The sequence below is a fragment of the Roseateles sp. DAIF2 genome, assembly GCF_015624425.1.
Classification (GTDB): domain Bacteria; phylum Pseudomonadota; class Gammaproteobacteria; order Burkholderiales; family Burkholderiaceae_C; genus Kinneretia.
Map to the genome: position 1 here is coordinate 5,300,003 of NZ_CP049919.1, position 25,373 is coordinate 5,325,375.

Sequence of the window (25,373 nt, forward strand, 5' to 3'; positions counted from 1 at the left end):
TCGCCAGCCAGTTTTCAGGCTTCTTGTGCTCCGTCTTAAGAGCTCATTAAGAGCCGTCGGCTACATTGGCCGCATGAGGGTATGTTTGGTCGAGGACGATCTGGCGCTGGGGCGGGCCCTGCAGGCCGCGCTGCAGGAGTCCGGTCACGAAGTGGTATGGGTTCGGCTGAGCGCCGATGCCCGCGCCTGGGTGCAGGACGAGCCCTTCGACGCGCTGGTGCTGGACCTGGGCCTGCCCGACGGCGACGGCCTGGATCTGCTGCGCCGGCTGCGCGCCCATGGCAAGCAGGTGCCCATCCTCGTGATCACCGCGCGCGACGGCGTCGAGGACCGGCTCAACGGCCTGGACATGGGCGCCGACGACTACCTCGTCAAGCCCTTCGTGATCCCGGAGCTGCTGGCGCGCCTGCGCGCGGTGACGCGCCGCGCCGGCCGCTGGAGCGACAGCGATGCCGGCCACCGCTGGGCCTGCAAGGACCTGGTGATGGACGAGGGCCGCATGATGCTGACCCGCGCCGGCGAGGCCGTGAACCTGTCGCGCACCGAGTTCCTGCTGCTGCAGATCCTGATGCGCCATCCCGACCGCGTGCTGACCCGGCGCGAGCTCGAGTCGCGCGTGCTGCCGCACAGCGAGGGCGCGGCCCTGGATGTGCATATCTCCAATCTGCGCAGGAAGCTCGGCGACGGCTATGTGCGCACGGTGCGAGGCATCGGCTTCGTCGTCGACAGCGGTAACGCCACATGAACCCGCTGGCATCGCCGCAGGGCCGCCGCCCCAGCCTGCTGGGCCGCATGCTGAAGGGCTTCGCGGCGGTGCTGCTGCTGGCCTGGAGCCTGCTGATCGCGCGCGAGGTCTACGACGTCAAGGTCAGCCAGCAGCGCTATGCCAAGGCCGACAACGAGCACCTCGCGCGCGGCGTCCTGCTGCTGATCGAGCCGCTCAAGGACCTGCCGCCACAGCGGCTGGCCGAGGCCCTGGCCGCCCATGAGCGCCTGCGCCACGACTTCTGGCAGGCCAAGGGCTACAACGCCCCCTGGGCCCTGATGCAGATCTGGCTGGACGGCCGCCAGGTCCATGCCGACACGCCGGCGCTGCGCAGCGCGCGGCCGGCCGAACTGACACCGCCGCCGGCCCTGCCCGAGGACCGCGACTGGAACCAGGTCCAGGTGGGCAGCGCCGATGGCCGGCTCCTGATACGGCGCTGGCAGGAGGTGCCGGGCTACTGGCATTTCAGCAATACCGGCATGGCCTACTACGCGCGGCCCCTGCTGATGAGCCTGCCCCTGCTGCTGCTGCCGGCCTGGCTGATCCTGCGCCGGGGGCTGCGGCCGCTGCGCCAGATCGGCCACCAGATCGAGCACCGCGACGCCCGGGACCTGACGCCGCTGCCCGACACGCCCTATGCGGAGCTGGCCCCGGTCGTCGACGCGGTGAACCGGCTGATGGCGCGGCTCTCGCAGCGCCTGAACTGGGAGCGTGAATTCCTGGTGGACGCGGCCCATGAGCTGAAGACACCGCTGGCGGTCATCGAAGCCAATGCCTACCGCCTGCAGTGCGCCGCGCCGCAGCCGGCCGCGGCGCTCGCCCGCGAGGGCCTGCATGAGGGCGTGCAGCGCATCACCCACACGGTGCACCAGCTGCTGTCGCTGATGCGCTCGGGCGCCGATGCCGCGGCCGCCAGCGAGGCCCAGAGCCGTCGGGACTTCGCCGCGCTGCTGCGCGACCGCCTGGCCCTGCTGGCGCCGCTGGCGCACCGCCGCGGCGTCGAGCTGGAGTTGCAGGGGCCCGAGCAGGCCGGCCTGAAGCTGGACCGCGAAGGCATGGCCTCCCTGCTCGACAACCTGATCGACAACGCGATCAAGTACGCCGCCACCCAGGTGCTGGTGCGGCTGGAGGGCAGCGAGGCCGCGGGCTGGCGGCTCAGCGTCTGCGACGACGGCCCCGGCATCCCGCCGCAGCTGCATGCCAAGGTGTTCGAGCGCTTCTACCGCCTGCCCGGCCAGGAGCAGCCGGGCAGCGGCCTCGGCCTAGCGATCGTCGAGCAGGTGGCGGCGCGCCACCACGCCACGATCGCCCTGGGCACCGGCCTGGACGGCCGGGGCCTCGGCGTCACGCTGGTGTTCGCGCCGGATCCAGGCTCAGCACAGCTCCAGCACCAGGCCGGCCTGGCTCGCCAGCCGGTAGCTCTGGCTTAGCACCAGGGCCTGGCCCTGCCGGCCATAGCTCTGGCGCGTGACATGCAGCAGCGCCACCCCGGGCGGCTGCCCCAGCAGCTGCGCCAGCTCCGGCGTCGCGTTGCAGGCGCGCAGGCGCTGCAGCTCGCGCACCGGGGTCAGGTCTTGCTCGGCCAGCCAGTCCTCGAAAGGCTGCTCGAACTGCTGCGGCCGCGGTAGCAGTTGCAGGGCCAGACAGCGCGTCTCCAGCGCGGCCCAGGGCCCGGGGGCTCCCGGGGTCGCGGCCTCGCGCCACTGCAGTCGCGCCACTTGCGTGCGTGGCGACAAGCCCAGCGCGAACAGCTCCTCCGGCGTGGCCACATCGGCCTGGCGCGCCAGCCACTGCCGCGCGGCAGGGCTGGCGGGCGCCTGGCTCGTCACCCGCGCCGCCGCCGGCGCTGCGGCCCGCTTGGCCTCGGCCGCGGCCTCCACCAGCGGCCGGGCCAGATAGGTGCCCGAGCCGCGCCGGCGCTCCAGCATGCCGCGCTGGCACAGCAGGTCGAGCGCGCGCCGCGCCGTATGCCGCGACACCGACAAGCGGTGCGAGAGCTTGCGCTCGGACGGCAGGCCGGTCTGCCAGCGGCCCTGGCGGACCTCGTCCAACAGTTGCTGCATCAGACGCAGATAGAGCGGCTGGCCGGCGGAGGAATCGATTTCAAGAAGCGGTTGCGACGACATGATGGTCGCACTGTCGCAGGCGGGTTTTCAGCCCGGCTCAAGGCTCTTCAAAGGCTGGCTTAAGGCTGCGCTCAGATCTCCAGCTCCAGCATCAGTCCCGGCGTCGCGCCGGCCTGCAGGCGCTCGCCCAGCAGCAGCACCTGGCCATGGCGGCCGTAGCTGAGCGTGCGGGTGCCCAGCAGCGCGTCGCCCGGCTTCAGGCCCAGCAGGCGCGCCTGCTCGGGCGTCGCGTTGCAGGCGCGCAGGCGCTGCAGGCGGCGCACCGGCGCCTGGTCCAGCGCGGCCAGGTGCGTGTCCAGGTCCAGGCTCTGCATCGCCTCGGGATAGGGCAGCAGGGTCCGGCTCAGGCAATGGCTCTCCAGCAGCAGGGCGCCGTCGGCATCGCCGCGCAGCCATTGCAGCCGTGCCACCGCGCTGCCGGGCGACAGGCCCAGGCTCAGCAGCTCGTCGGCATCGGCCAGGCCGGTCTCGCGCTGCAGCCAGCGCTCCGGCACCGGCCAGGCCGCGTCGACCGGATAGGTGCCGGAGCCGCGCCGGCGCTCCAGCAGGCCGCGCTGGCACAGCAGGTCCAGCGCCTTGCGCGCCGCGTGGCGCGACACCGCCAGGCTGTCGGAGAGCTTGCGTTCGGAAGGCAGGCCGCTGGGCCAGCGGCCCGCGCTGAGCGCGGCCTGCAGCTGCTGGGCCAGGCGCTGGTAGAGGCCTTCGTCGGGGTAGAGGGCAGTACTGCTGTTGTTCATCATGCGCTCCACTGTCGCCGAGGCCGGCTTCAGGGCGCGTCAAGATCCGATTAAGGGCGCATTAAGACGCGGTGGGCGCGCCCGGCAGGAAGGCCAGCGCCGCCGGGCTGCCGACCGCCGCGTACTGATCGGCGAAGCGCAGCGCGCCATCGGCCTCGCGGCGGAACACGGCCAGATGGTCGCTGCGCTCGTTGCAGACGATCAGCCAGCGCCCGCTCGGGTCCAGGCCCAGGCTGCGCGGATACGAGCCGCGGGTCCATTCGATGCCGCGCTGGCGCGGCCGGCCGTCGGCCGCATCGAGCTCGAAGCTGGCAATGCTGTCGTGCAGGCGGTTCAGCGCGTACAGGCGCCGCCCGTCCGGCGCGATCAAGAGGCCGGAGGCGAAGCTGGTGCCCTTGAAGCCGGCCGGCAGGGTGCTGATCTCCTCGCCCAGCGGCAGCAGCCGGCCCTCGCGCGCATCCAGGCGCAGCCAGGCCAGGGTCGAGGCCTCCTCGTTGAGCGCATAGCAGAGCTCGGGCCGCGTCGGGTGGAAGGCGAAATGGCGCGGCCCGGCGCCGGCCGAGACCGCGCTCGTCTGCGGCCGGCCGAGCCGGCCGGTGGCGGCGTCGAAGGGCCAGACCAGCAGCAGGTCGCGGCCCAGGTCGGTCGCGACCAGGAAGCGCCCGCTCGGGTCGGGCGCGGCCATGTGCACATGCGAGGCCTCATGGCCGCTGATCGCGAAGCTGCCCGGCGGCGCCAGCGCCGCGACGCGGGCGCCATGCAGGGGGCGCTCGGTCGGCGGCGCGGCCTGCCGCTCCAGCGGCGCGCCGGGGCGGCCCTCGGCGTCCAGCGGCAGCACCGCGGCATTGCCCGCGCCGTAGTTGGCGACGAACAGATGCCGGCCCGCCGGATGCAGGCTCAGATGCACCGGACCGGCACCGCCGGCCTCGGCCGCGGCCAGCGGCGCCAGCGCGCCGTCCGGCCCCACCGCATAGGCGCCGACCGTGCCGGCGCCCTCGTTGGCGCTGTACAGGCGCCGCCCGCCCGCATCCAGCGCCAGCCAGCTGGGGTTGGCGCTGCTGGGGGTCAGGCCTTGCTCCTGCAGCGCACCGCTGGCCGGGTCGAGCGCGAAGCGATGGATGCCGCGGCCCTTGGGGCCATAGCTGCCGACATAGACCAGCGTGGGGTGGGCGGAGGCAGCGGCGGAGGCGATCGAGCTCATGGGCAGGGCGGCGAGGGTCAGCAGGGCATGGCGACGGTGCATGGCGGGGCCCATTGTGTCAGCCCAGGCGCAGGCCGGTGCTGGGGTCGAACAGCGAGGGCTCGTGCGGCAGCACGTCCAGCCACATCGGCTCGCCGACCACGGCCGGGCAGCTGGGCTGGACGCGGCAGGTCAGGCGCTGGCCGTCCAGCGAGGCGACCACATAGGTGTCGGCGCCGGTCGGCTCGACCAGCTCCACCGGCGCGCGAAAACGCAGGCCGCCCTCGGGCACGGCCTCGCCGCGCGCGTTGACGATGTGCTCCGGCCGCAGGCCCAGCAGCACCTCGCGGCCGGCCCAGGCGGCCAGGCGCGCATTGGCCAGCGGCAGGCGCAGGCGCGAGCCCTCCTGGGCCAGGCGCAGCAGCGGCACGCCCTCCTCCACCACGATGCGCGCGCGCAGGATGTTGATCGCCGGCGCGCCCATGAAGCCGGCGACGAAGAGATTGGCCGGGCGCTGGTAGATCTCGTCGGGGGTGCCGAACTGCTGGATCTCGCCGTCCTTCATCACCGCGATCTTGTGGCCCAGGGTCATGGCCTCGACCTGGTCATGCGTCACATAGACCGCGGTGGTCTTCAGGCGCTGGTGCAGCAGCTTGATCTCGGCGCGCATCTCGACGCGCAGCTTGGCATCCAGGTTGGACAGCGGCTCGTCGAACAGGAAGACCTTGGGCTGGCGCGCCAGCGCGCGCCCCATCGCAACGCGCTGGCGCTGGCCGCCGGAGAGCTGGCCGGGGCGGCGCGACAGCAGCGGGGTCAGCTGCAGCATCTCGGCCACGCGCGCGACCATGGCCTCGCGCTCGGGGCGCGGCACCTTGCGCATCTCCAGGCCGAAGCCGAGGTTCTGCGCCACCGTCATGTTCGGGTAGAGCGCATAGCTCTGGAACACCATCGCGATGTCGCGCTCCTGCGGGCTCAGGTGCTCGCTGCGCTTGCCGGCGATATGGATCTCGCCCGCGTCCGGCCGCTCCAGCCCCGCGATCAGGCTCAGCAGGGTGGACTTGCCGCAGCCCGAGGGCCCGACCAGGATCAGGAACTCGCCCTCGGCGATCTCCAGCTCGATGTTCTTCAGCACCGCCAGGGAACCGAAGCCCTTGCTGAGGTTCTTGACTGCCAGACCCGTCATCGTTTCGTTCTCATTTTCATCCCTTGACAGCGCCCGCCACCAGGCCGCGCGTGAAATGCTTGCCGGCCAGCAGATAGACCGCCAGGGTCGGCAGCGCGGCCAGCAGGGCCGCGGCCATCTCGACGTTGTAGTCGCGCACGCCGCCCTCGCCGGTCGCGCCCAGCTGGGCCAGCGCGGCGGTGATCGGCCGGCCGTCGGCCTCGGTGAACACCAGGCCGAACAGGTACTCGTTCCAGATCGTCGTGAACTGCAGGATCACGACCACGACGAACACCGGCTTGGACAGCGGCAGCACGATGCGCAGGAACAGGGCCCAGAAGCCCGCGCCATCGATGCGCGCGGCGCGCAGCAGCTCGTCCGGGAAGCCCAGGTAATGGTTGCGGAAGAACAGGGCCAGCGGCAGGCTGTAGATCACATGGATCGCGATCAGCACGCCCAGCGACTTGCCCAGGCCCAGCTTCGCGAGGCTGATCGCCAGCGGCAGCAGATAGACCTTGATCGGCAGGAACAGCGCGACCAGCAGGCCGATGAAGACCAGCTCGCTGCCGCGGAAGCGGAACTTGCACAGGATGAAGCCGTTCAGCGCCGCCAGCAGGCTGGACAGGGTCACGACCGGCACCGCCAGCAGCAGGCTGTTGACGAAGCTGCCGCCTAAAGCGTCCCAGGCGGCGCGCCAGGCCGACAGCTCGGGCGCGCGCGGCCAGGCCAGGAAGGCGCCGTCGCGCAGCTCGGCCGAGCTCTTCAGCGAGTTCAGCAGCATGAAGGCGAGCGGCAGCGCGAAGTACAGCGCGAACAGCGCCAGCAGGGCATAGATCAGGCTGCGCTTAAGCATCATGGCCGCGCCCCTTTCGTCCGCGTGCGTAGGCGTAAGGAATCGCGATCGCCAGCACCATCATCAGCATCACCATCGAGCTGGCCGCGCCCAGGCCCAGGCGGCTGCGCTCGAAGGCCATCTGGAACATATACAGCGCCGGCAGCTCGCTGGACTGCCCCGGGCCGCCATCGGTCAGCGCGACCACCAGGTCGAAGCTCTTGATCGCGGCCGGCAGCAGCACCAGCAGGGCCGAGAACAGGCTCGGGCCCAAGGTCGGCAGCACGATGCGGCGGTACAGGGTGAAGCCGCTGGCACCGTCCAGCCGCGCGGCCTGCAGCACCGCGTCGTCCACCGCGCGCAGCCCGGCCAGGAACACCGCCATCACGAAGCCGGTGATCTGCCAGACCGCGGCGATCACCAGGGTGTAGAGCGCCATCTCCTCGTCGGCCAGCCAGTCGAGCCTGAAGCTCGCGAAACCCAGCTGCCGCACACCCTGGGCCAGGCCCAGTTCGGGATCGAGCAGCCAGCGCCAGACGGTGCCGGTGACGATCAGGGACAGCGCCATCGGGTGCAGATAGATCAGGCGCAGCGCGCCTTCCGCGCGCAGCTTCTGGTCCAGCAGGATGGCCAGGGCCAGGCCAAGCAGCAGCGGGATCGCGACGAACAGGCCGGCGAAGCGCAGCAGATTGCCCAGCGCATGCAGCCAGCGCTCATCTAGAAACAGGCGCTGATACTGCAGCAGGCCGACGAACTCGTTGCTGGGCAGCAGGCTGGAACGGGTCATCGAGAGCCAGCCGGTCCACAGCATGAAGCCGTAGAAGAACAGCAGGCCGATGGCCAGCGAGGGCAGCAGCAGCAGCTCCGGCCGGTCCAGGTAGCGCCGCAGGGCGCTGGTCGTCGTCGTCATCAATCCACCACCCGCGCGGCCTTGATCAGGCGCGCCTGCGCCTGCTCGGCCGTCATCTTGTCGCTGGCCCAGAAGGCCGAGACCACGTCGCGGATCGCGCCGTAGCTGGCCTCGGGCAGCTGCGCGCCCAGCGCCAGCACGCGCGTCCCGCTGCGGAAATCCGCCGAGGACTGGCGGGCGCAGGCATTGAAGCCGCCCAGCTCCGCATCGCTGCGCACCGGGATGCCGCCCTTCAGGCGCGCGAAACGCGTCGAGGCCTCGCGCTGCATCAGCGCGGCGGCCAGGCGGCGCTGCTCATCGGCCTGCTTGGCGTTGGCGGGCTGGAAGAACAGGATGCGGTCGAACTCGAAGTAATGCAGGCCCGCGCTGCCCTCGCCGCCATGGCCCGGCGCCGGGCTGCATTCGAAATCACGTCCGGCGCTCAGGCCGGCCTTCTGGAATTCGCCATTGGCCCAGTCGCCGGTGAACTGCATCGCGGCGCGGCCCTGGATCACCAGCGCGGTCGCGACCGACCAGTCGCGCCCGGCCTGCCCGGCATCGGTATAGCGCTTGATGCGCTTGAAGTCGCGCAGCATCCCGAGCATCTGCGGCCCGCCGATCAGCGCGGCATCGCGCTGCACCAGAGCGCGCTGGAAGAAGTCCGCCCCGCCCTGCCCCAGCACGACATTGGCGAACACGCTGAACTTCTGGCCGGCCGAGCCGCCGATCGCCAGCGGCAGCACGCCGGCGGCCTGCAGCTTGTCGGCCACGGCGAAGAACTCGTCCCAGCTGCGCGGTACCGCCAGGCCATGGCGCTGCAGCAGCGCGCGGTTGCTCCACAGGGTGTTGAGCCGGTGCACATTGATCGGCACCGCGGCCACCTTGCCGCGGAACCGCAGCTCCCGCGCGATCTCGGGCGGCAAGACCTGGCCCCAGCGCTGCGCTTCGGCCACGCCGCTCAGGTCGGCCAGCGGCACCACCTCGCCCCAGACCGAGACCGCCTTGTCCAGCTGAGCCAGGGCCGGCGGGTTGCCGGACAGGAAGCGGGTCTTCAGCAGGGTGTTGGCATTGCCAGCGCCGGCCACCGGCGATTCCTGCCAGCGCACACCGGCCGCCAGCGCGGTGCGGCGCAGTTCGGCCAGGGTCTGGGCCTCGCTGCCGGCGGTCCACCAATGCAGGAAATCCAGCGGCTGGGCGCGCAGGGTCGGCGGCGCCAGCAGCAGCAACATCGACAACAGGGCCGGCAACCCGGTGGCCCGCGGGCTCAGGCAGCGCATAAGCGAGCCTCCAGCAGTTGTTCCAGCGCCGGCGCCAGGGCCAGCACCACCTCGTCCACCATCGTGCTGGCGGCGTCCAGCCGGTGCCGCGCCGCGTCGATGGCGTAGCCGTCCAGCGCCTCGCGATCCAGCAGCTCCAGCCCCAGCGCGCACAGCGCCGGCAGATGGACGGCCAGCGGGCGCAAGGCCTGCAGCCCGGGCGTGGCTTCCAGCAGCGCCAGCAGCGCCGGCTGGTCGGCCTGGATCTGGCCCAGCAAAGCCCGCCAGCGCTGCGGGTCGGCCAGCGGCGCGCGTGCCAGGTCTTGCATGGCCCGGTTCTCGGCCGGCAGGGTGTCGGCCAGGCGGTTCAGCGGCTCGTCCAGGTGGTAGCGGCCGGCGGCCTTCTTGCTGTGCTGGCGCGCGTAGTACTGGCCCGGCTCCAGCAGCGCCGCGAAGCGCTGCAGCAGCTCGAAGCGCTGCGACGACGATGCCTCGTTGATCAGACGGCGCAGGCCCTCGAGCCGCTGGGCCTCGTGGTGCAGGCCCAGGGCCTGCACCGACCAGGCCGAGATCTGGTCCAGGCGGCGGTACAGATCGGCCTCGTCGCCACCATCCTCATCCGGCAATGGCGACCAGAAGCGCTCGGCCACCGCGAACAGGCGCGGCCACAGGCGCAGATCCAGTTGCTCCGGGCCGACCAGCTCGGCCCACAGCGCGGCCTCGCCGCCCTGCACGCGCGCGGCGCTCTCCGCATCCCAGGCCGGGGCCGGCGGCGGCGCGGCCGGCTCGTCCGGCAGCGGGGTGCCGGTGGCGGCATAGCGCACATTGCCGATGCGCAGATGGCCCGACAGGCCGCCCTCCGCCCCCGCCCGGCGCAGCACGGCGCGGGTCTCGCCCATCCAGGTGTCGAGCGCCAGGCGCAGCTCGCCTTCCCCATCCGGAGAGGGCTCGACCCGGCAAGCCAGCGGCGCCTGCTGGTCAAAGACCAGGCAGGCGCCCGCCTCCTTGTCCCACAGCAGCAGCCGCGCGCGCAGGGTCATCACCGGCAGGGCAATCTCCAGCTGCCAGCCCTGGCTGGGCCGGCCGGCTGGCAGCGGCGCGGGGTCCGCGACGATGGGCCGGCGCCAGTGGAAGGCGCTGGCCTGCGGCTGGTCCAGGTAGAAGCCGGCCGACAGCAGCACCGGATGGCCGCGCCGCGCCAGGCGCTGCAGATGGTCCGGCCCGCGCCAGGACTGCAGCAGCAGCTCGGCCGGCGCAAGACCCGCAGCCTCGCCCTCGCCGACCTCATCCCAGCCGACCAGGCGTTTGCCATGGTGCGCCAGGATCGCGGCCAGGCGGGCGTTGAAGGCCGCATGGGCGACCTGCGGGTCCAGGCCCAGCGCTTCACGCCAATGCGTCGGCTCGACCTCGTCGCCGCCGATGTGCAGACAGGGATCGGGAAACACCGCCGCCCATTCGGCGACGATGTGTTCGAGGAACTCGTAGACCTCCGGCTTGCGCGGATCCAGACAGGGCTTGAACACGCCGAAGCCGCGCTCCGGCTGGTAGGGCCCCGGCGCGCTGAACAACTCGGGATGGGCCGCGCCCAGCGCGGTGGTGTGACCGGGCACGTCCAGCTCCGGCACGACGCGGATGCCGCGCTCGGCGGCATAAGCGACCAGCTGGCGCGCCTCGTCCAGCGTGTAGCAGCAGCCGTCGGCATTGGCATGGCTCTGCAGGCGCGGATAGCGCGTCGAGGCCAGACGCCAAGCCTGGTCGTCGGTCAAATGCCAGTGCAGCACATTGAGCTTGGCCGCGGCCATGCCGTCCAGCTGGCGCTTCAGCGCGTCCAGCGGCAGATAGCGCCGCGCGCAGTCGAGCAGCAGGCCGCGCCAGGGAAAGCGCGGGGCATCGTCGATCTTCAGCGCGGGCAGCGGTTGGCCGGAGGGCGTCAGGTCGCGCAGCTGGCGCAGGGTCTCCAATCCGCGCAGGGCGCCGAACACGCTGTGCGCGCGCAGCTCGACCGTCGATTCGCCGCGCGCCGCGTCGATCTGCAGGCGGTAGCCCTCGTTCATGCCGGGCAGCGGCGGCGCGCCATCGTCGGGCTGGTCCAGGCTCAGGGCCAGCGGCAGGGCGGACAGGCCGAGGCGCTCGATCGCGCGCTGCAGGCGCGGACCGGGCGGCTGCGGGCGGGTGACCAGGAAGTCGCCCAGCGCGGCGCCGGGCGCATGCCTGCCGCTTCGATGTCCCGCCAGCTGCTGCAGCAGCTGCACGCGGCGGGGCCAGGGCATCAGGGGCGGAAGGGTTGCGATGGGCGCGGCCTCTCCCCTTGTTCCTCCTCCTCCGTCTCGACCAGTCATCTCAATACGTCTCCATCGCCGCACAGGGGCCGGAGGATGGTCCGCATGCCGGCTTTTCCTTCATCTTCATCAATCACGATCGTCGGGCCGTTCCGTCCCTCGCGCAGCGAGGCCTCTGGCCCCGATGGGGTCAGGTATTGACCACCGCCTCATCCAGGAGAGGACCGCCGACCTTTTCCCTTGCAAACAGGTCGCCACTGTCGCAGCCCCGCGCTTCAGGCCGGCTCAAGGTTGGATTAAGGTCGGCTTAAGGCGCGGAACCGACGCCGGGCTCCTTGCCGCCGAGACACCCGGCAGCAGCAACGGCGGGACTTCCTGGAAAAATGCCCCAATTCGCGCCGAACAGCAAAGCACGGCGGGATCGGGGCATCAAAGGCAAAGTCCGGTCGCGACCGAAGCAAGGGAGCGAAAGCGGCCTCGCAGGGCCGCCGCCCGCTCCATCAGTAGTAGTAGGTGGCGCGCACGCCGTACTGCCGTGGAGGATTGAAGCCGGCTGCAATCCCCGAGGCGTCTCGGGTGTTGTCCAGCCAATTCTTCACCAGCTCGTCAGTCAGGTTGGTGCCCCACAACTCGACATCCCACTTGCCACTATTGGCGGCCAGCTTGACCGACGCATTCAGCATGCCGTACGAGTCCTGCTGGGTGCCGTAGTTCTTGTGATCCAGGTTGAGCGCACGCAGGAACATGCGGCTCTGCCAACGGTAGCCGACCGTGGGTGTCAGGGTCAGATCGTTGGGCAGACCAAACTCATGCGAGTAATTCACCGAGAACGAATACTTCGGCGAGCGCGGCAGCGACTTGCCGCGCATGTCGACATTCCGCAGACCAGCGGTTGCGGGATTACTTCCGGCACCACTGGGCAAACGGGGCGGGCAGGCGATATCGCCGGTGCGAACACCACAAAGCCAGCCATCGTCGTAGGCGGCCCATTCCTTGATCTTGGAATCCAGCAACGAAACATAGCCCGACAGGAGGCCGCCCTTCCACGGCAAGGCCTTGTAGTCGATCTCAATACCGCGAACGGTCGACTTTCCAATGTTGGTGGTGATCCAACCACGCAGCGCGCAGTTGTCCCCACCAATCGAAACAGAGTCCCAACTCGATCCAGCACACCTTCTGCCTGACGTATCCACATAGGCCCCAAAGGTCTGGGTTTCTGTGTAATGCAGGCCACGGAAATCGGTGTTGAAGACGGTAACGCCAAGATCCAGCTTCTTGTCGAGGAGTTTGCCCTTGTAGCCCAACTCAAAGTTGCGCGTGGTCTCTTCGTCGTAATCCCGGAAGAAGATGCGCTTGGGCTCCATTGCTGGATCCATGCACGGCATGCCGGTCTTGCAACGATCAGTTCGGTCCGTGAAGCCACCGGGCCGGTAGGCAGTGGCGACCGAGGCATAGACCATTTGGTTCTTGTCCAACTCGTAGCCCAGACCGAGCCGGTAGCTGAAGTTCTTGTAGTTGGCCTTGTGCTTTCCACCACCCACGACAACATTTGGCATCTGGCTGATCGGCAAGTACGGAGCCATATCCATCGTCAGGTCATCGCCGTTATGCCCGGGAACGCCAGGACTGCTACCGGGTTTGAACTTGCCGTTGTAGTAGAAGAGTCCATCGCTACCGTAGTTTTCACTGGTTGTTCCGCCCTTGTCCTCGCGGGTATCCCAGCTTTGGCGGATGCCCAGCGTAGCGGTCAGTTTTGGCAGCACCTTCAGATCGCCCTGCGCAAACAATGCACGCGAACTCACGCGACGATCGGGCTGGTCATACAGATGGGCCGTCGGATTTCCCAAGTTGCCGGCAGACACATCGTTCAGGGCATAGAGAATGGAATTTTTCTCGGCCAGAGAGAACAAGCCCACGACATAGCGCCAGTTCTTCTCCTCCTGCTTCAGCTGCAGCTCATGAACGGTGGAGCGGAATTTGGAGTCGAAGGTATGGGTTGAGCGCTCGTCGACCGGGTTGGCCGAAGTACCCGGCACCGTGACAAGCTGTAGGGTCGCGGGGTTGATAACACGGATGTACTGCTCTGCCGGGTGCAAGCCGCCATCGGTGTCGGTAACTTGCTGACGCGTCTGTACAGAGTAGGCCGTTCGCAGCTGTACATCGATGGTTGGGGTGATATTCCAGGTCAACAGACTGCGCCAGTTGTCCAGCGTCATGTCCACCTTGCCGGGTGTGTTGATCTTGGCGTCCCATTGCCCCATCGAGCCGCAGTCCTGCGGCGTTCCCTTTGCCATCTTGCAGTCGCGCATCAGGATCTCTCCGGCCCCATTGTTCTGGAACCGGTCGAAAGCGCCCTGCCATTCGAGCTGCGGCGAGATGGCCCAGCGCGCGCTCAGCCGGCCGGCCCATTGGTCGGAGTTGCCATAGGAGTCCGCGCGGCTGACCTCCTTGTTGAGGCGCTGGTCCACATCGGGACGGCCGTTGGGCGTCAACACATAGCCGCCCTTTCCGTCGGAAACGCGGAAGCCACGGTCCGTCAGGTCGCGCTGCTGCCGCACGAAGCCATCACGCTTGTCGATCATGACAGCGCCGCGCAGCGCAAAGTTATCGCCGAGAGACTTGTTGTACACGCTGCGGAACTGGCGACCGTTGAAGTTACCAAGTTGCAGCGACGACCAGCCGTAGTCGGACTTGAAGTCCGGCTTCGCGGGGTTGACGTTGATGACGCCTGCCGTGGAGTTGCGGCCGAACAGCGTGCCCTGCGCGCCACGCAGCACCTCGACGTTTTCCACATCGAACATCAGCGCTAAAGCGCCTTGCGGACGCGGCGAGTAGACACCATCCACGTGCACGCCCACGGCCGGGTCAGCCAGCTCGCTGAACGCAGAGGAGCTGATACCGCGAATCGACATCAGCACACCCGAGTCGGATGGCGAGAGGCCGATCTGCACGTTCGGCACCACGCCGCTGAGATTGCGAATCTCCTTGATGTTGTCGCGCACCAGGTCTTCGCCGCTGATGGCTGACACGGCCACCGGTGTCTTCATCACATCCGTCTTGCTGCGTGTTGCCGTCACGACAACCTGCGGCAACTCGTTCCTGTCGCTCTTTTCCTTCTTCTCGGCTTCCTTGCCGGCCTCGCTCTGCGCCCACGCCGCCTGGCTCATCGCCAGCACGACGAACACGGCCAGTTGCGTCGCGCTCGGGCGGTGATGCTTGTTGGTACTGCTGCTGTTGATCTTCTTCCTGCTCACTGACGTTCTCCTGTTGTTCTACTGCTTGTTGTTGATCACGGTGATGTGATGGCCGATCGTCCTCAGCAGCCCAGGTTCGGGCCCATCGGAACATCGAGGACCCGGGTGGTCCGGGTGTAGTACGCGAGCCGATCCGCGAGGTGGCGCTGCGCTCGGGCGTCGTTGGGCTTGTCGCACTCGATCACGCCGTTGATCGCGCGGATCGTGGCGCCGAAGCCGGCGCCGCGGCCGATGGCCTCGTGCGGCGTCATCAGACTGGGACCGGTCTGCGACATCCAGTACCAGAGCGCGGTCTGCCAGGCGACGGTCGCATTGGTCGCGACCAGCTCCGGGTTGCCCCAGAGATCCAGACCCAGCGCCTTGCCGGCGGCCAGGTAGTTGTAGTTCCAGCTCAGCTGGATCGGACCGCGGCCGTAGTACTGCTGGCCCGGCGCGCAGCTCTCATTCGGTCCCTGGCGGCAGTACTGGTCGTGTAGCGCCTTGTTGTACTCGCGCACCGCGCGCAGGCTGTCCGACTCCTGCATCAGATTGGCCAGGAAGGCCGCCATCTCCTGGCGGTCGCGCTGCACGTCGCCCGAGTTCGCGAACGCCGGATAGGCCACGGCCGCCGCGACCAGGCCCTCGTAGGTATAGAAGGGAATGCGATCCGGGAACAGCTGCTCGAACTGGGCCCGGCTGAGCGTGAAGGCCCTGCTGCTGCTGCTGCCGCTGCTGTTGGACTCAGCGGCCGAGGGCTCGGGCTCGCCGGGCCCAGCGCAGGCCATCAGGGCGATGGCGATGGACAGCGAGGCCAGCAGCGGGAACAGCGGGGTCAGGTATTGCTTCATCGCGACAGGGGCCGGTGGCGGACCGATTGATCAGGCCGCCACTGTCGCAGTGCCGCGCTATAGGGATTCTCTAGCTTCGATTAACGCCGGCTTAAGGTCCGTTTTTGATCACATCACTAGACCCGCAGGCGCACGCCGCGCGCACCCAGCACCCGCACCAGCCACAGCACGAACAGCAGGAACACGCAACCGGCCAGCACGCCAACAAGGCCGTGCTGCAGCGCCTGCGGCGGCCATGCCAGCCCCAGCAGCGGCAGCAGCGCGGCGATCGCAAACGGCAGCAGATAGGTCAGCAGCGGATGCGCCGCCACCGGTGCCAGCCAGCGCCAGCCGGGCATGCCGCGGCGCGCCACATCCAGCCAGGCATGCAGGCCGTAGAAGGCCAGCACGCTGAGCGCCGAGCAGTACAGGATCCAGCTCGGCGAGGCGTAGATCTTGGAGATCGGATAGGCGGGCCGCAGCCCGGTCGCCAGCAGGGCCATCACGAGCGCGAAGCCCAGTGCCAGCGCGCGCCGCCGCGCCAGGGACAGCGACAAACCCTGGTCGTAGAACAGCAGCATGGTCACCGCGCCGGCCAGCACGATCAGCGCATGGGCCGCATGGCCATCGCCCCAGCCCGGCAGCAGCATGCGCCAGGCCAGCACCACGCCCATCGCCAGCAGCAACAGCACCAGGCGCCCGCGCAGCGCCAGATAGGCCAGGCAGGCGATGCCATAGGCCCAGCCGATCAGGCCCAGGATGCCCCACCATTGCGGCGCGATGCGCGCGCCTCCGTCGGCACCACCGCGCCAGACCCAGGCCAGCCCGATCAGCAGCGCGACGCCCGCGGCGCGCCAGGGCCAGGCCAGCGCCGCACCGCCCGACAGCGAGCCCCAGACCAGGAAGAAGCCCAGGCAGCTCAGCGCCGCCCAGGCCTGGATCGACAGGGGCATCGCCGCCGCGGCAAAGGAGCCGCTCTCGGTGCTGACCATCAGCACACCCAGCACCAGCAGGCCCAGCCAGCGCAGCGCCACATTGCCCAGCACCGCGCCGAGGCCGCGCGGCAGGCGCGCCTGCAGCGCCGGCGGGATGGACATGCCGACGATGAACAGGAAGGACGGGAACACGATGTCGGCGACGCTCATCGCGTCGGCATCGGCCGGGTAGTGGCGCAGCCACTGCGGCACGCCGCTGACGCCATGCCACTGGTTGACCAGCAGCATCGCGACGATGGTCAGGGCGCGCAGCACATCGATGCTGAGGCAGCGCTCGCCGCTCAGGCGCGGCCAGGATGCGGAACTCAAAGACATGGCGGGACTCGGCAGGCAGGGCGAAGACGCCGGAAACGACAAAAACGGGCCTGGAATTCCAGGCCCGTCGCGGGGCAGGCGGGGCAACGCGTGCGCGTTGCCGGTCTGCGTCAGTAAGAGTAGCGCAGCGTGGCCATGTAGCGGCGGCCGGTCTTGTAGATGCCGCGGGTCAGCTTCTCGGTGTTCGCCACGCCCGGCACCTCGGCGTAGGAGCGGTACTCGCTGTCCAGCAGGTTCATGCCATCCAGCCCCAAGGTCAGCTGATCGGTGATCTTGAAGTTGACGCTGGCTTCCAGCGAGTCATAGTCGTCGGTGACCAGGTAGTTGCCGCGGTCGGCCTGGGTGTAGTACTTCGAGCGCCAGGAGTAGGTCGTGCGCACGCTCCAACGATCGGTCTCGTAGAACGGGCTGAACGTCACCTGATGCTTGGAGTTGAACGGCAGGCGGGCGCCGCTGGCGGCCTTGGCATCGGCATAGGTGTAGTTGGTCTGCACACCGAAGCCGTAGGCCAGGTTGGTCTGGAGCGCCGCCGTGAAGCCCTTGATGGTGGCGGAGCCCATATTGGCCGGGCGCGAGATGTCGTAAATCGTGTCCCTCGTCTGGTTCTGGTTGTAGTGCGTTTCCTTCTCGGTCTTGGTCAGGATGTAGTTGTCCACCTTCTTGTAGAAGGCCGTGCCGCCCAGGATGGCGTTCTTGGCGAAGTACCACTCGGCCGAGAAGTCCAGGTTGGTGGACTTGTAGGGCTTCAGGTCCGGGTTGCCGCCGCCGCCCGTCAGGGTCTGGTCGCTCAGCCACAGGTAGTTGGACATGTCGCCGTAGTTCGGCCGCGAGATGACCTTGGCCACCGAGCTGCGCAGCACCAGGCTGTCGCTGTAGTCGTAGGTCAGGTTGAGGTTGGGCAGCAGGTCGCGGTACTTCTTCTCGACGTTGGTGGTCAGGTAGCCGCGCGTATCCGGGCAGTTGGGATCGGTCGCCTTGCGGCAGGCCTTCCAGCCGATGCTGTTCGACGTGGTCTCCACCAGTCGCGCGCCGACGTTGCCGCGCAGCTTCCCGTAGCTGAAGTCGCCCTGCACATAGCCCGCGTTCACATCCTCGTCCACCGTCCAGGTGTTGGTGGCGTAGGTCGAGTCGTTGAAGATGCTGGGCGCGGGCATGGTCTGCCACGGGGCCAGCCACTTGCCGCTGTTGATGTAGTCGCCCAGGGCCCAGCCGTCGACCATGAAGCGGTTGCTCAGGCCACCCACATTGCCGAAGCCGGACAGGTAGTTGCTCGGCATCGACTGCGGCTTGAACTCGGCCGCGGTCGGATCGCCATAACCCCGGATGGAGGCCAACCCCACGCCGGCCATCAGCTGGCTGGTGCTGTGCTCGCGACGCTTGACGCCGAAGCGCACCTGATGGAACGGCGAGTCCTCGAACTGCACGCCGAAGTCGAGCTGCAGGTACTTCTCCTCATCCTTGCTCGGCTTGTTGACGATATTGCCGCCCCAGCCCGCGCTCCAGTTGTTGGCGTTCGGCGGATTGGTGTGCCAGGGACTGGGGTTGCCGCCGTTCGGGCGGAAGGCCGTCGGATCGGTGAAGGGGCTGCCCTGGTGGGTCGGCGTGAAGGAGGGGTTGACCTCCATCACGCGCTCCGTCTGGTAGGCGCTGAAGTTCAGCACCGGCACCTTCCCGGTCAGGTCATAGCTGTAGTTGGCCTTGTTGAGGAACTCGCCGAACACCTGGCGGTCGGTGCCGCCGGTGGCCTTGGAGGTGCCCGCGTGGAACTTGGCGAACCAGTTCTTCTCCTTCCAGGTGCCCTTCAGGTCGTAGGAATCCGTGTCCACCTGGGAGCGGCGGTTGATCAGGTCATACACGGTCAGCGCATTGCGGAACGCGGCCTTGGTGATGACGCCGCCGTCCACGGTCAGGTCGGTCATCGTGTTCAGCGAGTTCCAGACGTTGCCGTTGAAGGCGAACATCGAATGCGTGACGTTGTCGTACTTGGCCTTGATGTTCAGCGTGTTGAACTCGAGGTCCAGCTTGTCGTGCGGCTTGGCCTGCAGCGACAGCGACAGGGTGTCGCGCTTGCGGGTCTGGTCGAAGTAATGCGCGCTGATCGCATTGGGGGCCACGGCGTTCGGGTTGGCCTTCAGCGTGGTCGCGCAAGCACCCACGCAGCTCGGCGGCTTGACGCCCGGTGGATTGGTGCTCCAGTCGGTGTAGGTGGTGGTGATGGAGTTGTTGTTGCTCTCGCGACCGGTCATGTAGTCATTGCCGGTGACGGTGCCGTAGGACTCGATGCCGTCGCGGCGGATGCGCTCCTCCGAGCTCTGCGCCGACAGCAGCACGCCGAAGGTCTTGGCCTCGTTCTTCCAGCCGAACAGGCCCGACATGGTCGGCTTGCCGCTCTTGCTGCGGTCGTTGTAGAGATAGCTCGCCGTGCCGGACAGGGTCAGGCCGCTCTTCATCTCCAGCGGCTTGCGGGTGGTGATGTTGACCGTGCCGCCGATCGAGCCCTCGTCCAGCCAGGCTTCCGGCGACTTGTAGACCTCGACCTTGCTGACCAGCTGCGGCGCCAGCAGGGTGTAGTTGAAGGTGCGGCCCTGCTGCTCGGAGAAGAACCAGTCGCCCGAGGCCACGGCTTGGCCGTTCAGCAGGGTGCGGTTCAGCGCCGGGTCGGTGCCGAGGATCGAGATCTTCTCGCCCTGGCCGAAGGCCTTGTCGACGGTCACGCCCGGCAGGGTGGTGAGCGCCTCGGCCACGTTGGTGGCGGGCAGCTTGCCCACGTCCTCGGCGGTGATGACGTCGATGATGGCGTCGGCTTCGCGCTTGGCGTCGAGCGCCTTCTGCAGGCTGGCGCGGATGCCGGTGACGACGACGGTGTCCAGCTTCTTCGCGTCCTCGTCCTTCTTCGGGGCCTGCTGCTGCGCCTGCGCCGGCAGGCTCAGCGCCAGCAGCGCGCAGACCGCCGCATGGGTGGCGCTCAGGCGCACCGGGCGGCCGGGCTGCTCGGTACAACGACGACCATTGCTCTTCTTCTTACTCACTGACGATCTCCTTGGTTCTACTGCTTGTTGTCGATGGGTTTTAGCAGCCCAGATTCGGGCCCACAGGAACTTCGAGGACGCGCGCGGCCTGCGTGTAGAAGGCGACGCGGCGTGCGATGCGGCGCTCGGCGGTGGCGTCGCCGGGCTTGTCGCATTCGACGATGCCGTTGATCGCGCGGATGGTGCCGCCGAAGCCGATGCCGCGATGCATGGCCTCGTGGGCCGTCATCGGCGCGGGACCGGGGCGCTCCATCCAGTACCAGAGCGCGGTCTTCCAGGCGACGGTGGCGTCGGTCGCCACCAGATCCGGATTGGCCCAGAGATCCAGGCCCAGGGCCTGGCCGGCGAGCAGGTAGTTGTAGTTCCAGCTCAGCTGGATCGGGCCGCGTCCGTAGTACTGCTGGCCCGGCGCGCAGCTCTCGCCCGGCCCCTGGCGGCAGTAATGGTCATAGGCGGCCTTGTTGTACTCGCGCACCGCACGCAGGCTGTCCGACTCCTGCATCAGGTTGGCCAGGAAGGCCGCCATCTCCTGGCGGTCGCGCTGCGCATCGCCGTTGTTGGCGAAGCGCGGATAGGCCGAGGCGGCCGCCACCAGGCCCTCGTAGGTGTAGAAGGGAATGCGCTGCGGGAACAGCTGCTCGAACTGGGCCCGGCTCAGCATGAAGGCCTGCGTGGTGGGCGCTTTGGCGACCGGCGGTGCGCTGGCGCAAGCGCCCAGCAGCAGACACAGGGAAACAGCGGAGATGCTCTTCATCGGGGGCACAGCACAATTGGTTTTGAACTGGTAACAACTGTCGCTGCCGCTTCCTTCAGGCTAGATAAATTCTTTATTAATGCCGGCTTAAGGCGGCGGCGCGGCACGGAAAAGCTGTCATGAGAGTTTGTTTGGTGGAAGACGACCTGACCCTGGGGCGCTCGCTGCAATCGGCGCTGCAGGACTCCGGTCACGAAGTGGTCTGGGTGCGACGCGCGGCCGATGCGCGCTACTGGGTGCAGGAAGACACCTTCGATGCGCTGCTGCTGGACCTGGGCCTGCCGGACGGCAATGGCATGGATCTGCTGCGTCACTTCCGCACCACACACCGGCAGCTGCCCATCCTCGTGATCACCGCGCGCGACAGCATCGAGGACCGCCTGTCCGGCCTGGACGGCGGCGCCGACGACTACCTGATCAAGCCCTTCGTCGCCTCCGAGCTGCTGGCGAGACTGCGCGCGGTGATCCGCCGCTCCGGCCAGGCCAGCGAGGACAGCGCCGAGGTGCATTGGCGCGCCAAGGACCTGCTGCTGGACGAGCGCCGCATGGTGCTGACGCGCGCCGGCGCGCCGGTCGCGCTGTCCAAAACCGAGTTCGCGCTGCTGCACACGCTGATGCGCTATCCCGACCGCGTGATGACGCGCCGCGAGCTGGAGAGCCGAGCGCTGCCGCACAGCGAGGGCCAGGCGCTGGACGTGCACATGTTCAACCTGCGCAAGAAGATCGGCGACGGCTATATCCGCACCGTGCGCGGCGTCGGCTACATGGTCGAGCGCGAATGAGCGGCGCCACCGCGCCCGAGGCGCCGCCCGTTGCCGCCGCGCCGCACCGCTCGCTGTTCGGCCTGATGCTGGGCGGCTTCGCGCTGGTGCTGTTCCTGGTCTGGCTGGGCCTGATGGCGCGCGAGGTCTACGACGTCAAGGTGCTGCAAAAGCGCTATGGCGAGGCCGACAACCGCCAATGGGCCGACCAGGTGCGGCTGCAGGTCGAGCTGCTGCGCGACAAGCCGGCCGAGCAGATCTCCGATTCGCTGACCCGGCTCGAGCAGCTGCGCCGCGGCGGCTGGTGGGACACCGGCTACCGCGCGCCGCATGTGCTGCTGCAGGTCTTCCTCGACGGCCGCCTGATCCACCAGGCCGGCCCGCATGGCCTGGCCGAGGACCGCCGCCCGCCCGACACCACGAAGCTGCACAACACCGCGGAATGGCTGTACCACGAGGTGCAGGACCCCGGCCACGGCATCCTGCTGCGGCGCTGGCAGGAGGTGCCGGGCACCTGGCATTTCAGCTTCCACGGCCTGTCCTACTACGCGCGTCCGCTGCTGCTGAGCATCCCGCTGCTGCTGCTGCCGGCCTGGCTGATCCTGGGCCGCGGCCTGCGCCCGCTGCGCCAGATCGGCCGCCAGATCGAGGGCCGCTCGGCCAGCGACCTCTCGCCGCTGCCCGCCAGCCCCTACCGCGAGCTGGCACCGCTGGTCAGCGCGGTGAACCGCCTGCTGGCGCGGCTGAACGAGCGCATCCAGCGCGAGCATGAGTTTCTGCTCGATGCCGCGCATGAGCTGAAGACGCCGCTGGCGGTGATGCAGCTGAATGCCGAGGCCGTGCTCGACGCGCCCGACCCGGCGCGCCGCGGCGCCGCGCGCGAGCGCCTGCAGGAAGGCCTGCAGCGCGCCACCCACACGGTGCACCAGCTGCTGTCGCTGGCACGCTCCGGCGCCGCGGCCGACGACAGCCAGCTGCGCCCGCATGACCTGGTCGCGCTGGTCGGCGACCGCATGGCCCTGTCCAGCCAGCTGGCGCTGGCGCGCGGCATCGAGCTGGAACTGCTGGCGCCGGAAAGCTGCGAGCTGCCGCTGCACCGAGAGAGCATGGCTGCGCTGATCGACAACCTGCTGGACAACGCGGTCAAGTACTCGCCGCCCGACAGCCGCGTCGAGGTGCGCATCACGCCGGCCGAGGGCGAGACGCCGGCCCTGCTCAGCGTCGCCGACGAGGGCCCGGGCATCCCGCCCGAGCTGCATCCGCAGGTGTTCCGGCGCTTCTACCGCATGCCCGGCCAGGACCAGGCCGGCAGCGGCCTCGGGCTGGCCATCGTCGAGAGCGCGGCCGCGCGCCACCAGGCCCGCATCAGCCTCGGCACGGGGCTGGGCGGGCGCGGGCTGTCGGTCCAGCTCAGCTTCGCCTAGCCACCGAAGGCCGCCAGCGCCTCCAGCACCGCCTGCGCGCCGGGCGGCAGCAGCTCGCGCCGGCGGTGCACGATGCTCAGCTCGCGCGTCAGCGGCGGGTCCAGCGGCCGCATCTGGATGCGCTCATGCGCGGCCAGCTGGTGCGGCGCGGCCGCCGCGCCGCCCGCCTGCTCCAGCGGCAGCACCGCCGCGCCATAGCCGGCCGCCACCAGGCTCTTCATCGCCTCGGTGAAGTTCAGCTCGATGCGCGCGCTGGGGCTGAAGCCGGCCGCGCCGAACCAGGCCATCGTCAGCCGGTACATCTGGGTGCGGTTGTCGTTGAACACCAGCGGCCGCGCCGCCAGCCAGGCCGGATCGATCACGGCCGGCGCCTCCCAGCCCGGCGGCAGGAAGGCCATCATCGGATCGCTGCGCCAGGGCTGCAGGCTCAGGCCCGGCCGCGGCGCCAGCGGCTGCGCCACCAGGCCGATGTCCAGGCTGCCTGCCTCCAGCCGCGCCAGGGTGTCCAGCGAGCCGAGCACCTGCACCTCGACCTCGATCTCCGGATAGTCGGCCGCCAGCCGCTCCAGCACCTGCGGCAGCAGGTAGACCACGACGCCGGTGGCCGTGCCCAGCCGCACCTTGCCGGCCAGGCCCTGGGCATGGCGGCGCACCAGGCCCTCGGCCTCCTCGGCATCGCGCAGCAGCTGGCGGCCGCGCTGCACCAGGGCGGCGCCGGCCGCGGTCGGCTGCGCACCGCCGCGCTTGGCGCGCAGCAGCAGGGCCGCGCCCAGGCGCGCCTCCAGCTCGCTGATATGCAGGCTGACGGTGGGCGGCGCCAGGTGCAGGGCCTGGGCCGCCGCGGCGAAGCTGCCCAGGTCGGCGATCGCGATCAGGGTGCGCAGCTGGTCCAGGTTCAGGCTTCTCATCAGTTTTCCTGAATTAATGATTCAGATCATTCAACTTCTCAAATCTTAGTCCGGCGCCGAGCATCTGGCCATGGACACCTCGCTCACCACCTCATCGCCCCGCCCCGTCTTCTCGTCGCCGCTGCTGAGCCCGCACCGCTGGCTGGCCGCGCTGCGCCGGCTCTGGGCGGCCCGGCGCCGGCGCGCCATCGACCGCGCCCAGCTGCTGGCGCTGGACGAACGCGAGCTGCGCGACCTGGGCCTGGGCCGCGACGAGATCGAGCGCTGGCTGGAGCAGCCCGCCGGCCGGCCGCGCCGCTGATCGGCGTCAAGTGGCCGGTGCCGGGTCTTGCCCCGGCGGGCGCGCGGCGCGCCACAATCGCCCCATGTCGACCGATCACCTCCGAGCCCCGCTGCGCCAGGCGCCCTTCTACGCGCCCGAGTCCTTCACCGATGCCGCGGCCGCGCTGGCCCGCGCACGCGAGATCTACGAGCAGGGAACCGCCTGCCTGCGCGACGCGCTGCAGCGCTTCGTCGCCGGCGAGGACATCGGCCCGGTGCGCGCCTGCTACCCCTTTGTGCGCGTGCGCACCGACACGGTGGCCCGCGCGGTCTCGCGCCTGGCCTACGGCTTCGTCGCCGGCCCCGGCAGCTACGAGACCACGCTGACCCGGCCCGAGCTGTTCACCGACTACTACCTGGAGCAGTTCCGCCTGCTGCTGGACAACCATGGCGAGCCGCTGGAGGTGGGCAGCAGCCACCAGCCGATCCCGCTGCATTTCGCGCTCTCCGAGCATGAGCATGTCGAGGGCAGCCTGAGCCCCGAGCGGCGCCTCTTGATGCGCGACCTGTTCGACCTGCCCGACCTGGCCGCGATGGACGACGGCATCGCCAACGGCACGCACAAGACCCGCCCCGGCGAGGCCGAGCCGCTGGCCCTGTTCACCGCGCCGCGCGTCGACTACTCGCTGCACCGGCTGCGCCATTACTGCGGCAGCTCGCCGGAGCATTTCCAGAACTTCGTGCTGTTCACCAACTACCAGTTCTACATCGACGAGTTCTGCCGCCTGGGCCATGAGCTGATGCGGCGCGCGCCCGATCCGGCCGCGCCGCACGAGCAGGACGACTGCATCGCCTTCGTCGAGCCCGGCAATATCGTCACGCGCCGCGCCGGCCTGGCCGCGGAGGACGGCGACGCACTGGGTCAGGTCTTGCCCCGGCTGCCGCAGATGCCGGCCTACCACCTGATCCGGCGCGACCGCAGCGGCATCACGATGGTGAACATCGGCGTCGGCCCGGCCAATGCCAAGACCATCAGCGACCATATCGCGGTGCTGCGCCCGCATGCCTGGCTGATGCTGGGCCATTGCGCCGGCCTGCGCAACAGCCAGGCGCTGGGCGACTATGTGCTGGCCCATGCCTATGTGCGCGAGGACCATGTGCTGGACGAGGAGCTGCCGCTGTGGGTGCCGATCCCGCCGCTGGCCGAGATCCAGCTGGCGCTGGAGGCCGCGGTGGGCCAGGTCACCGGCCTGGCCGGCGCGGAGCTGAAGAAGATCTTCCGCACCGGCACCGTCGCCTCCACCGACAACCGCAACTGGGAGCTGCTGCCCTACCCCGGCCCGGAGCGCCGCTTCAGCCAGAGCCGCGCGGTGGCGCTGGACATGGAGAGCGCCACCCTGGCGGCCAACGGCTTCCGCTTCCGCGTGCCCTACGGCACCCTGCTGTGCGTCTCCGACAAGCCGCTGCACGGCGAGATCAAGCTGCCCGGCATGGCCAACCAGTTCTACCGCGAGCGGGTCGACCAGCATCTGCGCATCGGCCTGCGCGCGGTCGAGCTGCTGCGCGCCCAGCATCTGGACCAGCTGCACAGCCGCAAGCTGCGCAGCTTCGCCGAGGTCGCCTTCCAGTAAAAGCCCAA

The 25,373-nt window shown here is 69.3% G+C and carries 20 protein-coding genes; 6 read left to right on the plus strand and 14 right to left on the minus strand.

Going from position 1 to position 25,373, the window contains the following annotated elements; genetic code table 11:
• Positions 1-73: 73 nt before the first annotated feature.
• Positions 74-745 carry a response regulator transcription factor gene (locus tag G8A07_RS24410; RefSeq protein WP_195794510.1) on the plus strand — a complete coding sequence of 224 codons (672 nt, stop codon included), beginning with the start codon at positions 74-76 and terminating at the stop codon, positions 743-745.
• Entirely contained in the window at positions 742-2,196 is a 1,455-nt protein-coding gene (locus tag G8A07_RS24415) for an ATP-binding protein (RefSeq protein ID WP_195794511.1), read from the plus strand. Before G8A07_RS24410 ends, G8A07_RS24415 begins: the two co-directional genes overlap by 4 nt.
• Here G8A07_RS24415 and G8A07_RS24420 read toward each other — a convergent pair.
• The 13 genes from G8A07_RS24420 to G8A07_RS24480 form a co-directional block, all read right to left on the minus strand.
• The gene (locus G8A07_RS24420; protein ID WP_195794512.1) at positions 2,140-2,892 is read right to left on the minus strand and encodes a GntR family transcriptional regulator; all 753 of its coding nucleotides are present in this window, start codon (positions 2,890-2,892) and stop codon (positions 2,140-2,142) included. The two genes, G8A07_RS24415 and G8A07_RS24420, sit on opposite strands and share 57 nt — an antisense overlap.
• A gap of 71 nt (positions 2,893-2,963) precedes the next feature.
• A complete protein-coding gene (locus G8A07_RS24425; RefSeq protein ID WP_195794513.1) occupies positions 2,964-3,632 on the minus strand; it encodes a GntR family transcriptional regulator in 669 nt (222 codons plus the stop codon).
• Between the two features lie 58 nt (positions 3,633-3,690).
• Positions 3,691-4,872, minus strand: coding sequence for a lactonase family protein (locus tag G8A07_RS24430; protein ID WP_195794514.1), 1,182 nt, complete (start codon positions 4,870-4,872; stop codon positions 3,691-3,693).
• 16 nt (positions 4,873-4,888) lie between these two features.
• Positions 4,889-5,992, minus strand: a complete 1,104-nt coding sequence (locus G8A07_RS24435) for an ABC transporter ATP-binding protein (RefSeq protein ID WP_195794515.1) — start codon at positions 5,990-5,992, stop codon at positions 4,889-4,891.
• A 16-nt stretch (positions 5,993-6,008) separates the two neighbouring features.
• A complete protein-coding gene (locus G8A07_RS24440; RefSeq protein WP_195794516.1) occupies positions 6,009-6,827 on the minus strand; it encodes a carbohydrate ABC transporter permease in 819 nt (272 codons plus the stop codon).
• Complete coding sequence (locus G8A07_RS24445) at positions 6,817-7,713, minus strand: carbohydrate ABC transporter permease (RefSeq protein WP_195794517.1); 897 nt, start codon at positions 7,711-7,713, stop codon at positions 6,817-6,819. The genes G8A07_RS24440 and G8A07_RS24445 overlap by 11 nt, the downstream gene beginning before the upstream one ends.
• Positions 7,713-8,969 carry an ABC transporter substrate-binding protein gene (locus G8A07_RS24450; protein WP_195794518.1) on the minus strand — a complete coding sequence of 419 codons (1,257 nt, stop codon included), beginning with the start codon at positions 8,967-8,969 and terminating at the stop codon, positions 7,713-7,715. Before G8A07_RS24450 ends, G8A07_RS24445 begins: the two co-directional genes overlap by 1 nt.
• Positions 8,957-11,218, minus strand: coding sequence for a beta-N-acetylhexosaminidase (locus G8A07_RS24455; RefSeq protein WP_195794519.1), 2,262 nt, complete (start codon positions 11,216-11,218; stop codon positions 8,957-8,959). Before G8A07_RS24455 ends, G8A07_RS24450 begins: the two co-directional genes overlap by 13 nt.
• 509 nt (positions 11,219-11,727) lie before the next feature.
• Positions 11,728-14,481, minus strand: coding sequence for a TonB-dependent receptor (locus G8A07_RS24460; RefSeq protein WP_195794520.1), 2,754 nt, complete (start codon positions 14,479-14,481; stop codon positions 11,728-11,730).
• A 62-nt stretch (positions 14,482-14,543) separates the two neighbouring features.
• Positions 14,544-15,308, minus strand: coding sequence for a chitinase (locus tag G8A07_RS24465; protein WP_195794521.1), 765 nt, complete (start codon positions 15,306-15,308; stop codon positions 14,544-14,546).
• Positions 15,309-15,424: 116 nt separating this feature from the next.
• A complete protein-coding gene (locus G8A07_RS24470) occupies positions 15,425-16,597 on the minus strand; it encodes a heparan-alpha-glucosaminide N-acetyltransferase domain-containing protein (RefSeq protein WP_195794522.1) in 1,173 nt (390 codons plus the stop codon).
• Between the two features lie 110 nt (positions 16,598-16,707).
• Positions 16,708-19,626: a TonB-dependent receptor gene (locus G8A07_RS24475; protein WP_213086202.1), complete on the minus strand. Its 2,919-nt coding sequence runs from the start codon at positions 19,624-19,626 to the stop codon at positions 16,708-16,710.
• A gap of 40 nt (positions 19,627-19,666) precedes the next feature.
• Complete coding sequence (locus G8A07_RS24480) at positions 19,667-20,380, minus strand: chitinase (RefSeq protein WP_195794523.1); 714 nt, start codon at positions 20,378-20,380, stop codon at positions 19,667-19,669.
• A gap of 119 nt (positions 20,381-20,499) precedes the next feature.
• Here G8A07_RS24480 and G8A07_RS24485 point away from each other — a divergent pair, with 119 nt between their 5' ends.
• Positions 20,500-21,162 (plus strand): response regulator transcription factor, encoded by a 663-nt coding sequence (locus tag G8A07_RS24485; protein ID WP_195794524.1) that lies wholly within the window; start codon positions 20,500-20,502, stop codon positions 21,160-21,162.
• A complete protein-coding gene (locus G8A07_RS24490) occupies positions 21,159-22,565 on the plus strand; it encodes an ATP-binding protein (RefSeq protein WP_195794525.1) in 1,407 nt (468 codons plus the stop codon). Before G8A07_RS24485 ends, G8A07_RS24490 begins: the two co-directional genes overlap by 4 nt.
• On the opposite strand, the gene G8A07_RS24495 is transcribed toward G8A07_RS24490, so the two are convergent.
• The gene (locus tag G8A07_RS24495) at positions 22,562-23,473 is read right to left on the minus strand and encodes a LysR family transcriptional regulator (protein WP_195794526.1); all 912 of its coding nucleotides are present in this window, start codon (positions 23,471-23,473) and stop codon (positions 22,562-22,564) included. The genes G8A07_RS24490 and G8A07_RS24495 overlap by 4 nt on opposite strands.
• 70 nt (positions 23,474-23,543) lie before the next feature.
• Here G8A07_RS24495 and G8A07_RS24500 point away from each other — a divergent pair, with 70 nt between their 5' ends.
• The gene (locus tag G8A07_RS24500; protein WP_195794527.1) at positions 23,544-23,774 is read left to right on the plus strand and encodes a DUF1127 domain-containing protein; all 231 of its coding nucleotides are present in this window, start codon (positions 23,544-23,546) and stop codon (positions 23,772-23,774) included.
• A gap of 64 nt (positions 23,775-23,838) precedes the next feature.
• Complete coding sequence (locus G8A07_RS24505; protein ID WP_195794528.1) at positions 23,839-25,365, plus strand: AMP nucleosidase; 1,527 nt, start codon at positions 23,839-23,841, stop codon at positions 25,363-25,365.
• Positions 25,366-25,373: the final 8 nt, after the last annotated feature.

Excerpts from the sequence above, each read along its gene's own strand:
- G8A07_RS24465 (WP_195794521.1), bottom strand. The coding sequence starts at position 15,308 with ATGAAGCAATACCTGACCCCGCTGTTCCCGCTGCTGGCCTCGCTGTCC.
- G8A07_RS24490 (WP_195794525.1), top strand. The coding sequence starts at position 21,159 with ATGAGCGGCGCCACCGCGCCCGAGGCGCCGCCCGTTGCCGCCGCGCCG.
- G8A07_RS24500 (WP_195794527.1), top strand. The coding sequence starts at position 23,544 with ATGGACACCTCGCTCACCACCTCATCGCCCCGCCCCGTCTTCTCGTCG.
- G8A07_RS24410 (WP_195794510.1), top strand. The coding sequence starts at position 74 with ATGAGGGTATGTTTGGTCGAGGACGATCTGGCGCTGGGGCGGGCCCTG.
- G8A07_RS24450 (WP_195794518.1), bottom strand. The coding sequence starts at position 8,969 with ATGCGCTGCCTGAGCCCGCGGGCCACCGGGTTGCCGGCCCTGTTGTCG.
- G8A07_RS24425 (WP_195794513.1), bottom strand. The coding sequence starts at position 3,632 with ATGATGAACAACAGCAGTACTGCCCTCTACCCCGACGAAGGCCTCTAC.
- G8A07_RS24480 (WP_195794523.1), bottom strand. The coding sequence starts at position 20,380 with ATGAAGAGCATCTCCGCTGTTTCCCTGTGTCTGCTGCTGGGCGCTTGC.
- G8A07_RS24455 (WP_195794519.1), bottom strand. The coding sequence starts at position 11,218 with ATGCCCTGGCCCCGCCGCGTGCAGCTGCTGCAGCAGCTGGCGGGACAT.
- G8A07_RS24445 (WP_195794517.1), bottom strand. The coding sequence starts at position 7,713 with ATGACGACGACGACCAGCGCCCTGCGGCGCTACCTGGACCGGCCGGAG.
- G8A07_RS24415 (WP_195794511.1), top strand. The coding sequence starts at position 742 with ATGAACCCGCTGGCATCGCCGCAGGGCCGCCGCCCCAGCCTGCTGGGC.
- G8A07_RS24420 (WP_195794512.1), bottom strand. The coding sequence starts at position 2,892 with ATGTCGTCGCAACCGCTTCTTGAAATCGATTCCTCCGCCGGCCAGCCG.
- G8A07_RS24495 (WP_195794526.1), bottom strand. The coding sequence starts at position 23,473 with ATGAGAAGCCTGAACCTGGACCAGCTGCGCACCCTGATCGCGATCGCC.
- G8A07_RS24430 (WP_195794514.1), bottom strand. The coding sequence starts at position 4,872 with ATGCACCGTCGCCATGCCCTGCTGACCCTCGCCGCCCTGCCCATGAGC.
- G8A07_RS24470 (WP_195794522.1), bottom strand. The coding sequence starts at position 16,597 with ATGTCTTTGAGTTCCGCATCCTGGCCGCGCCTGAGCGGCGAGCGCTGC.
- G8A07_RS24505 (WP_195794528.1), top strand. The coding sequence starts at position 23,839 with ATGTCGACCGATCACCTCCGAGCCCCGCTGCGCCAGGCGCCCTTCTAC.
- G8A07_RS24485 (WP_195794524.1), top strand. The coding sequence starts at position 20,500 with ATGAGAGTTTGTTTGGTGGAAGACGACCTGACCCTGGGGCGCTCGCTG.
- G8A07_RS24435 (WP_195794515.1), bottom strand. The coding sequence starts at position 5,992 with ATGACGGGTCTGGCAGTCAAGAACCTCAGCAAGGGCTTCGGTTCCCTG.
- G8A07_RS24440 (WP_195794516.1), bottom strand. The coding sequence starts at position 6,827 with ATGATGCTTAAGCGCAGCCTGATCTATGCCCTGCTGGCGCTGTTCGCG.